12 protein-coding genes are annotated in these 8,208 nt (G+C 54.3%); 9 read left to right on the top strand and 3 right to left on the bottom strand.

The window, feature by feature from the left end:
* Positions 1 to 41: 41 nt before the first annotated feature.
* Genes BUE18_RS13060 through BUE18_RS13085 form a run of 6 tightly spaced genes read left to right on the top strand, consistent with a single transcriptional unit; the run spans position 42 to position 5,259 of the window.
* Positions 42 to 800 carry a DUF3450 domain-containing protein gene (locus BUE18_RS13060; protein ID WP_073476383.1) on the top strand — a complete coding sequence of 253 codons (759 nt, stop codon included), beginning with the start codon at positions 42 to 44 and terminating at the stop codon, positions 798 to 800.
* The gene (locus tag BUE18_RS13065; protein ID WP_073476385.1) at positions 797 to 2,230 is read left to right on the top strand and encodes a MotA/TolQ/ExbB proton channel family protein; all 1,434 of its coding nucleotides are present in this window, start codon (positions 797 to 799) and stop codon (positions 2,228 to 2,230) included. The genes BUE18_RS13060 and BUE18_RS13065 overlap by 4 nt, the downstream gene beginning before the upstream one ends.
* Positions 2,227 to 2,805, top strand: a complete 579-nt coding sequence (locus BUE18_RS13070) for a MotA/TolQ/ExbB proton channel family protein (protein ID WP_073476386.1) — start codon at positions 2,227 to 2,229, stop codon at positions 2,803 to 2,805. Before BUE18_RS13065 ends, BUE18_RS13070 begins: the two co-directional genes overlap by 4 nt.
* Positions 2,799 to 3,221 carry an ExbD/TolR family protein gene (locus BUE18_RS13075; RefSeq protein ID WP_073476388.1) on the top strand — a complete coding sequence of 141 codons (423 nt, stop codon included), beginning with the start codon at positions 2,799 to 2,801 and terminating at the stop codon, positions 3,219 to 3,221. The genes BUE18_RS13070 and BUE18_RS13075 overlap by 7 nt, the downstream gene beginning before the upstream one ends.
* Positions 3,218 to 3,934, top strand: coding sequence for an energy transducer TonB (locus BUE18_RS13080; RefSeq protein WP_073476390.1), 717 nt, complete (start codon positions 3,218 to 3,220; stop codon positions 3,932 to 3,934). The genes BUE18_RS13075 and BUE18_RS13080 overlap by 4 nt, the downstream gene beginning before the upstream one ends.
* A gap of 2 nt (positions 3,935 to 3,936) precedes the next feature.
* Entirely contained in the window at positions 3,937 to 5,259 is a 1,323-nt protein-coding gene (locus tag BUE18_RS13085; RefSeq protein WP_073476392.1) for a tetratricopeptide repeat protein, read from the top strand.
* A 171-nt stretch (positions 5,260 to 5,430) separates the two neighbouring features.
* Here the strand turns inward: BUE18_RS13085 and vapC are convergent, their stop codons facing one another.
* Together vapC and vapB are read right to left on the bottom strand one after the other, a co-directional pair.
* Positions 5,431 to 5,826, bottom strand: a complete 396-nt coding sequence (gene vapC / locus BUE18_RS13090) for a type II toxin-antitoxin system tRNA(fMet)-specific endonuclease VapC (protein WP_244549320.1) — start codon at positions 5,824 to 5,826, stop codon at positions 5,431 to 5,433.
* 8 nt (positions 5,827 to 5,834) lie between these two features.
* On the bottom strand, positions 5,835 to 6,062 hold the full coding sequence (gene vapB, locus BUE18_RS13095; protein WP_073476395.1) for a type II toxin-antitoxin system antitoxin VapB: 228 nt from the start codon (positions 6,060 to 6,062) through the stop codon (positions 5,835 to 5,837).
* Between the two features lie 212 nt (positions 6,063 to 6,274).
* On the opposite strand from vapB, the gene BUE18_RS27950 reads away from it, so the two are divergent.
* The 3 genes from BUE18_RS27950 (at position 6,275) to BUE18_RS13110 (ending at position 7,969) form a co-directional block, all read left to right on the top strand.
* Positions 6,275 to 6,442, top strand: coding sequence for a hypothetical protein (locus tag BUE18_RS27950; protein WP_170868359.1), 168 nt, complete (start codon positions 6,275 to 6,277; stop codon positions 6,440 to 6,442).
* Between the two features lie 512 nt (positions 6,443 to 6,954).
* Positions 6,955 to 7,350 (top strand): hypothetical protein, encoded by a 396-nt coding sequence (locus tag BUE18_RS13105; RefSeq protein WP_073476399.1) that lies wholly within the window; start codon positions 6,955 to 6,957, stop codon positions 7,348 to 7,350.
* 46 nt (positions 7,351 to 7,396) lie between these two features.
* Positions 7,397 to 7,969 (top strand): ParB N-terminal domain-containing protein, encoded by a 573-nt coding sequence (locus BUE18_RS13110; RefSeq protein ID WP_073476401.1) that lies wholly within the window; start codon positions 7,397 to 7,399, stop codon positions 7,967 to 7,969.
* Here the strand turns inward: BUE18_RS13110 and BUE18_RS28310 are convergent.
* Positions 7,966 to 8,208 (bottom strand): hypothetical protein (locus BUE18_RS28310; protein ID WP_211482810.1); only part of this gene is annotated, 243 nt, incomplete at its 5' end. The two genes, BUE18_RS13110 and BUE18_RS28310, sit on opposite strands and share 4 nt — an antisense overlap.

Consider the following 8,208-nt stretch of genomic DNA (forward strand, 5'->3'; position numbering starts at 1 on the left):
GCCAGGTTGTCAACCGGATCTTATGATTAGGATGCATCACTATGTTCAGACCTTTTTATATTATGGCTTTATTGCTTGTTTCGGCCTCTCCGGGCTGGTGCGATAACTTCGCCCAACAGGTCCGGGAGCCTGTTGCACAGGCTGTGGAGATCAGGAAGCAGACTCAGGCGTCCCTGGATGATTGGAGCGAAGAAAAGGCCCGTCTGACCGCCAGGTACAAGTCCTTGGGCAGCCAGAACGCCAGGCTGAAAAAAATGCGGGACGCCATGCAAACCCAGGTGAACGGAATGACAAACGACATCTCGGAACTGGAGCAAAAAAAGGCCGACATCCTGGCGGTTTCCAAAGGGCTTGAGCCTGTTCTGGAGGAAAGTTTTCAATTCCTGGCCTATTCCGTGGAAGCCAGTCAGCCTTTCTTAAAAGAGGAAAGAACCCGGCGCATGGACTCCCTCAAACAAACCATGGAGGATCCCGAAACCTCTTTGGGAGAGAAATATCGCCGAATCTCCGAAGCCCTGCTCATAGAGGCTCAATACGGAGGAACTGCGGAAACGCAGCGCCGGGCCATTATGATTCAAAATGAGGAGCGCATGGTGGACGTGCTTCGCCTGGGCAGGCTGTCCATTTTCTTCCGCACCCTGAACCAGGATATTTGCGGCATGTGGGACCCGGCTTCCGCGCAATTTGTTGCATTGCCGCCGGAGCACAACGCCGCAATCAACCAGGCCGTGGAAATGGCGGCGAAAAGAAGGCCTGCGGACATTTTGCTGCTGCCTCTTGGGGAGGCGGCGGCGCAATGAAACGTTCAATATTTATTATAGCGGCGTTGGTTTTGATCATAGGGCTTTGCGCCCCGGTTTACGCGGAAGACATCCGCAAGGCGGCCATAATTGCAGAGCAGAAAAAAAACCAACTGCTGGAACAAAGCCGATTGGAAAAAGCCCGGGCTGAAGAGGAAGCCCGGATCCAGCTTGAGCGCATCACGGACGACAAAATAGCCCTGTTCCGGGCCATAGACAATCTGGAAGTCGAAAACAAATCCCTGGGCAAGGAAATCTCGGACCTGCGGAACGAAAAGGAAAGCCTATCGGAGCAACGGGCGCTTTTAAACGCCCAGATTGAAACCGCCCAGGCGGATCTCAAGGAGCTGCAGGGATTCGTCAGCGTGTCCGCCAGAGACCTGGACGCCTTGCTGCAGGAAAGCCCTCAAAACGTGCATCGCACGGAAGATCTGACCTTTTTGGAAGCTCTGGGCAAGGAAGGGAGCTTTCCCAGCCTGGACGAAATCAGCGCCATGATGAGTCTGTATCTGGACGAAATCACGCGCTCCGGCGAGGTCAGCGTGCACAATGGGATATACGTGGACCGGGCCGGCCGGGAGCAGCAAGGCAAAATGCTGCTTTTGGGCAATTTCACCGCCGCCTATCAATCCGGGGAGGAAACCGGGTTTCTGGTCTACTCTTCGGCCAGCAAGCGTTTCTTCGCCCTGTCCCGGCTTCCCGGCCCTTTTTACGAAAAGGCCATCAATGATTATATGGCGGGCCAAAGCGCTGCCGCGCCCGTGGATATCTCCCGGGGGGCCGCCTTGAGGCAGTTCGCCCAGGAGCCTGGCATCCTCGCAAAAATCCCCCAGGGCGGCCCTTTGGTATGGCCTATTGCCGCGCTTGCCATCGCCGCCTTGATCATCGTGCTGGAGAGGCTTTTTTTCCTGCTGCGCGTACGCACCAACGCGGACAAGCTCATGAAAAACGTGGCGGCCCTGGCCAGGGAAAAAGAATGGGACCAATGCCTGGCCCTGTGCAAAAAACAGGAATCCCGGCCCGTGCCGACTGTGCTGACGGCCGCCCTGATCCTTAAGGACGAGCCCAGGGAGGACATGGAAAACGCCTTGCACGAGGCAATACTCAGGCAAGTCCCCAGGCTGGAGCGGTTCCTGTCCACCCTGGCGGTTCTGGCGGCCATAGCCCCCTTGCTTGGCCTGCTGGGAACGGTCACGGGCATGATCAACACCTTCAGCGTCATGACCGTCCACGGCGCCGGAGATCCCCGCATGATGTCAGGCGGCATATCCGAAGCGCTTATCACCACCATGCTGGGTCTTTCCGTGGCCATACCCATTATGCTTTCCCACGCCCTGCTTTCCCGGACCGTGGAAAACATCATCGCCCAGATGGAGGAAAAATCCGTGGCGTTGGTGAACGTCATTTGCGCAGGGAGGAAAAAGCCATGACCTTTACCGCCGAATTCCTGCGTCAATTATACAATTCAGGAGGAATGGTCTTTGCGGCTTTGCTTCTGGTTTCCCTGGTCATGTGGACCCTGATTCTGCAGAGGTTGGTTTTTTTGGGTTTTTTCTTTGATGGAAATGCAATCAGGAAAAACATGGCCGGGGAATTTTCCCACAGGCGAACCGGGAACCTTAGCCTGGATCGGAAAATCGCCGACGAACTGGTGCAAACCGCCCTGCTTCCCCTGGAAAAAGGACTTTGCGCCATCGGCGTCCTGGCGGCCATCGCCCCCTTATTGGGCCTGCTTGGCACGGTCCTTGGCATGATCAACGCCTTTGACGTGATCACGGTTTACGGCACGGGCAACGCCCGGGCCATGTCCGCCGGAATTTCCAAGGCCCTGGTCACCACCCAGGCCGGACTTCTGGCGGCGATCCCCGGCTTATACATGCAAGGCGTGCTTTCCCGCATGGCCGAAAGGCGGTCCCAGCAGGTGGAGAGCGCAGGCATGGAGCTTAAAGGCGGCCTCCGCGGGTTTGAATACGGCCGGGACATGGAGCAGGTGTGCCAATGCTAAGCGTCACCAATGCCAGAAGAGCCAAACGCCAGACCCTGGAGCTGAATATCGCTCCCTTGATCGACATGGTTTTCATCCTGTTGATCTTCTTTCTGGTGACCACCAGCTTTGTGCGCGAAACCGGCCTGGAAGTCAACCGGCCGTCCGCACAGACGGCGGCCTCCAGCCGAAAAACAAACATCCTGGTGGGAATCTCGGATCAAAACGCGATTTTCATGAACCATCGTCAGGTGGATATTCGATCGGTGCGAGCCCAGGTGGAGCGCGGGCTGGTGGATAACCCCGGCGCCGCCGTGGTGGTGGTCGCCGATCAAAATGCCACGGCCGGGACCATAGTCTCGGTCATGGATGCGGCGCGATTGGCCGGGGCTGAAAACGTCACCCTCGCCGCCTCGGCTCCAGGGGGGCAATCATGACCCAAGCCGGAAAAAACATGGCCTCCGGGCTGCTGTCCGTAATAGGCGCCATTGGCGTGACCCTGGGATTGTTCGGCCTGCTTCCCGCCCTGCTGCAGGCGATTCCCGATATGAAGCCCCTGGACGAGCCCTTAGCCATGGTTGAAATCAGCCGGTTCGAGCCCAAAAAATCGCCCGCGCCCAAAAGTCAGCCCCGGCAGGAGCAGCGCCAGGACGCGGAGCAGGCGGCGCCCAACCCCGAGCCCGCGCCCCAGGCGCCCGCTGTGATCGCCCTGACCTCTCTATCACTGGAAATCGACCCGGCCATGCCCAGCCTGCCCATGGGGGCGGCCCCGGCGCCTGTTCAAAGCATAAGCATTAGCGCGCCCGCGCCCGAACCGGCGTCTGCGGCGCCCTCCGTCGGCGCCGCCGGTCTTTACCAGGCCGGAGACCTGGACGGCCCCCTGGTTCCCGTGGGCAACGCAAAGCCCTTGTATCCCATGAAAGCCAAACGCCGGAAAATTCAGGGCGTGGTGACCGTGGAATTCATAGTGGGTCTGGACGGCAGGGTGGAGGAATTAAAAATCGTGGATTACGCCCCTCCGGAAATCGCCGGAATTTTCGACCAGAGCGTCATTCAAGGCGTGTCCACATGGCGTTTTGCCCCGGGAACCGCGGAAGGCCGGCCGGTAAGAAGCCTGGCCCGGGCGCCCATTGAGTTTGTTTTGGAATGACCATGAAATGTAAAGCACTGATAATTTTCCTGGCGGCCTTTTTGCTTTTTTCGTCCAACGCCCTGTCCGGAAATGACAAGCAAGAGGACATCCCGCGTCCGGCTCGGGAGGTTTTGCACGAAGCGCAATGCCTTATGGAGCGCGGAAGAACGGACGCCGCCATCAAAACCCTGGAGGATTTTAAAAAACGGGGGGAAAAAAAATGCCGGGAGGGCTGCCAGGACAGGAAGGGGTATCATCACTATATGGTGGACTTTTTCCTGGGCAGCGCCAAATACAATAAGGGCGACCTGAACTCCGCCGCCCAAAACTTTGAAGAGGCCGTCAACAAAAAACAGGACTTCGCCCAAGGGTGGCTTAACCTGGGAACCTGCTGCCATCAATGCGGCAAAATGGCCAAAGCCGCCGAAAGCTACCTAAGGGGATATCGCTCCTCCGAAAATAAGGACCCTTCCATCCTTTATCTTGCCGGAGCCGCCTTTCTGGCCGCCGGCGATTCCGCCAAATCCGTGGAAATCCTGGCCGAACTGTTTGCTATCAACCCGGAATCCGTCAAGCCGGAATGGAAAGAAACCTACGCCCACGCCCTGGTGAGAAATGAGCAGCACAAGGAGGCGCTGCCGGTCCTGGAGGATCTTGCGGAAACCGCCCCGGAAAACCGGCGAAAAGGCTGGCGGGAATTTCTGCTTCATGAGTATCTGTTCTTGGAAATGCACGAAAAGGCCCTGGCCTTCGCCGTCCGCCTGACCGAAGATTATCCCCTGGAGCCCAAATGGTGGAAGACCCTGGCCAGCCTGCATCTGCAGCGCAAGGAATACGAACAGGCCCTGGTCAACCTGGACGTCTACGCCAACCTGCAGCCGTTAACGGACAAGGAGGCAAGGCTTGCGGCGGACCTGTACCTGGCCGTCAATATTCCGGCCCGGGCCCAGGGATTGTATGAGGCTATAGCCAGGGAAAAATCGGATGTTGCGGTCATCCGCAACCTGGCCTGTTCCTGGCAGAAGCTGCAGCAACCCGAAAAGGCCCTGCAATGGGTGGAAAAAGGCCTGGAACAAGGGGAGCAAGCGGACCTCATGGGTCTAAAGGCCAACTTGCTGTACAGCCTGGAACGCTACCGGGAAGCCGCGGACGCCTTCGAAAAAACCGCTGAGAAGAAGCATGATTGCGGCCGGGCGTGGCTTATGGCCGGATACTCGGCCATGAATGCGGGAGACGCCAACCGGGCGAAAATCGCCCTGGCCAAGGCCGCCAAATACAAATGCCACCGCGACGCCGCCAAAAAACTTTTAGCCTACCTGGAAAAAGCCGCCCCGGAGCAATAAGACGGGTTGGGCGTCGGCGCCTGATCTTGGTCAGGTGAAAGGCTCTAAACGTCCGCCCTTTGGAATGACAATTTGAGCGCGGCAGGCAGCGCCCACGTGGGCTGAAATAGCAGGGTTGGCTATCCCCCCAACCTGACCTTTTCCCTGTCGGCGGGAAAGCCGCTTTATGCGTCAGTCAGCCGCCCAATTTTCCACGACCAATCCTGGAACCCGTTCGAACTCGCGGGCATTGTTGGTGACGAGGATCGCGGAAAGGGACAAGGCGTGGGCCGCGATGAGCATATCCATGGGGCCGATGGGCTTTCCGGCCTTTTCCAGCCCGGCCCTCAGCGCGCCGTAACATGCGGCCGCCTCATTGCCGAACGCCTCGATTTCAAGCGGAGCCAGAAATCCGGTGAGAGCGTCCCTATTTTGTTCCGGCTTGCCGCTTTTAGCAACTCCATATTCCAGTTCGGCAAGAGTAATGCTCGATATGCCCACGTCTGAAATGGACAACGCCCGAAGCCGATCCACAACCGCCGCCGGCCTCCTTTTGATGAGATAAATGCAGACATTTGTGTCTAGCATGTAGCGCATCACAAAGATTCCCTGTCATCCTGGCCGGGCTGCTTCCTGTCTTCCATGAAATCCTCAGTAAACAAATCCAGGCTCTGGACGAGAGAACTCCACGGATCCCCCCTGGGAGACAGCACCACGTTCCGCCCAACCTTCTTGATTAATACTTCCTCTCCCTCGAATTGAAATTCCTTGGGCAGCCTCACCGCCTGGCTGTTGCCGTTTTTGAAAAGTTTCGCCGTACTCATATTCGCCTCCTCAAAAAGTATATATTGAAATATATATTCACCAGCCTCAGTTGGCAAGGAATTTTGACGATTGTTAACAACATCCGGCGTATTGGGGGAAATCCTCGGGTTTGTAAAAAACTATTGAGAGAGGCGTCAGCAAGTGAAATTAGCCCTGTCCAGGATCATATCAACATGCTTGGTTTTGCGCGCAGAGCATTGGGAGAGTTTTTGTGGAGTTTTTACAAAAAGCGACCCGCCGGAGGCTTTTTTTTACCGTTCTTGGCTGTTCGCCGGAGGCGTTTAATCTTTTTGCCGTTCCATGCAATTCGCCGGAGGCGGGTTTTCATTTTTATGCTTTTGTTTTTTGCTTTGCAGTTCACTGGTGGGGTTTCGTTTAATCGGTCCTCCAAAAACAAAAAAGGCCGGGCGACCCTTTGGTCATCCGGCCTCTTTTTTGTTTTTTGGTCGGGGCGAGAGGATTTGAACCTCCGACCCCTTGAACCCCATTCCGAAAAAATCGGGCTAAAAATATTCACATAACCAACTAATTTTAAACGCTATTCTCTCGCCGGACTGTTTAAAAATCGGCTTTGTGCATGGTGTGCATGGGGTCTGTAATTTCAGTATGTTACGCATGCAGTCGGCACGGAATGGTAGCCCATTGGTAGCCGAAAAACTTACTCATACCATTTGATATCCTTGGACTTTATTATCATTATCTTGCTTTCTTGAATGCATTTTCCATTCTTGGCCACGCGGAAAACCCTGTCAATAGACAAATATTGTCACTGAAGCGTCCTCTAGTGGTCATAGGCGGGCATCCAGCGTCTCTCCAAAAAACACATGATATGATTATCCATGAAAAGTAAGGAATGCGCTCAATAAGAATTTTTTCGGGAGTCAATGCCGTATGGGAAATCAACTATTTTATCAGCACCTGGCCAGTTTCAAAGAGAGGGAAAAACCAGAGGGGATCCTTTTAATAGCAGACGAACCTCAACTAATCAAATTGGCCGTCGCTTGGACCAATATCCATATCGAAGAGGCAAAACAACTTTCGGGATTAGAGGATGATTCAGAGTGCGGCGTCTGGAACTGGCTGTGGGAAAACACAATTTTCTCAAAAGAGGACCTGATTGCGAAAAGTGGTGCGTTACGCTGCAGTTTCGACGGGCACATGCATTCACTGATCGGCAACAGAATACTTTATCCCGATGGCTCCCTGAATTCATTTGTTCAACGATATCTGCGTGACAGAGTTTTGCGTCTATTCGATGCTAAGCCAAAGAAAAATGGGAAAAAGTAGGTTCTAAAAAAATTTTGCGAAAATGCGCCAGCATAGAGGAGGCAATATGAATTTAGAAATCTTGTGCATGGATCAGTTAAGGCCATTCGAGAAAAACCCGCGGATAAACGACCATGCAGTCGACGCTGTTGCTCGAAGCATCAAGAGTTTCGGCTTCAACAATCCAATAATAATCGGGCCTGACAATCGCATTTGCGCAGGCCATACGAGATGGAAGGCCGCACAGAAATTGGGCATGAAAGATGTACCGGTTGTTCGAGTGGACTCACTAATTGCCGAAAAATTCATTGCATATAATATCGCGGACAATAAGACTGCTTCCTTAGCCTATTGGGATGATTCATTACTGGCGGAAATTCTGAATGATCTAAAATCCCTTAACTTTGATTTGGGTGATGTAGGTTTTACGGAGAGTGAGTTAACGAAGTTGCTTTCTGAACAACAGGAGGGCTTTGACAAGGCCGACCTTGTAGATCCTTCCAAACTCCCTGCTAAAACGATGCATGGAGACATCTTTTCATTGGGTAATAGCAAAATTTGTTGCGGCGATTCCAGAAACTTGGATTCCATTAAACTTTTACTGGATGGAGTCAATGTTGATGCCCAGGTAAAAAGTTAAAAATCGGGTTGCAGCCTGAAATGGGGCGATGAACAGCGGATATCAATCCGAATCCGTTTTCCACCCGGATTCAAGCCCATCTTCTCCCACAGGCGCACAATTTGTTCTTTGAAATGAAAAAGCAGGCGCAAAACAGGGAGATTCAGGCCCCCTGACCTGGGGCCGCCCCCATTTTTCGCCCTCCGGTAACGCGTCGCCCGGAAAATGTTCATCCCCAAAACCTTCAGGACCACGCAGAA

The sequence above is a fragment of the Desulfatibacillum alkenivorans DSM 16219 genome, from assembly GCF_900142135.1.
Taxonomy (GTDB): Bacteria; Desulfobacterota; Desulfobacteria; order Desulfobacterales; family Desulfatibacillaceae; genus Desulfatibacillum; species Desulfatibacillum alkenivorans.

Bases quoted from the DNA above. Each gene is read 5' to 3' on its own strand.
- BUE18_RS13075 (WP_073476388.1), top strand. From the start codon at position 2,799: ATGCTAAGCGTCACCAATGCCAGAAGAGCCAAACGCCAGACCCTGGAG.
- BUE18_RS13060 (WP_073476383.1), top strand. From the start codon at position 42: ATGTTCAGACCTTTTTATATTATGGCTTTATTGCTTGTTTCGGCCTCT.
- BUE18_RS13110 (WP_073476401.1), top strand. From the start codon at position 7,397: ATGAATTTAGAAATCTTGTGCATGGATCAGTTAAGGCCATTCGAGAAA.
- BUE18_RS13105 (WP_073476399.1), top strand. From the start codon at position 6,955: ATGGGAAATCAACTATTTTATCAGCACCTGGCCAGTTTCAAAGAGAGG.
- BUE18_RS13070 (WP_073476386.1), top strand. From the start codon at position 2,227: ATGACCTTTACCGCCGAATTCCTGCGTCAATTATACAATTCAGGAGGA.
- vapC (WP_244549320.1), bottom strand. From the start codon at position 5,826: ATGCTAGACACAAATGTCTGCATTTATCTCATCAAAAGGAGGCCGGCG.
- BUE18_RS13080 (WP_073476390.1), top strand. From the start codon at position 3,218: ATGACCCAAGCCGGAAAAAACATGGCCTCCGGGCTGCTGTCCGTAATA.
- vapB (WP_073476395.1), bottom strand. From the start codon at position 6,062: ATGAGTACGGCGAAACTTTTCAAAAACGGCAACAGCCAGGCGGTGAGG.
- BUE18_RS13085 (WP_073476392.1), top strand. From the start codon at position 3,937: ATGAAATGTAAAGCACTGATAATTTTCCTGGCGGCCTTTTTGCTTTTT.
- BUE18_RS13065 (WP_073476385.1), top strand. From the start codon at position 797: ATGAAACGTTCAATATTTATTATAGCGGCGTTGGTTTTGATCATAGGG.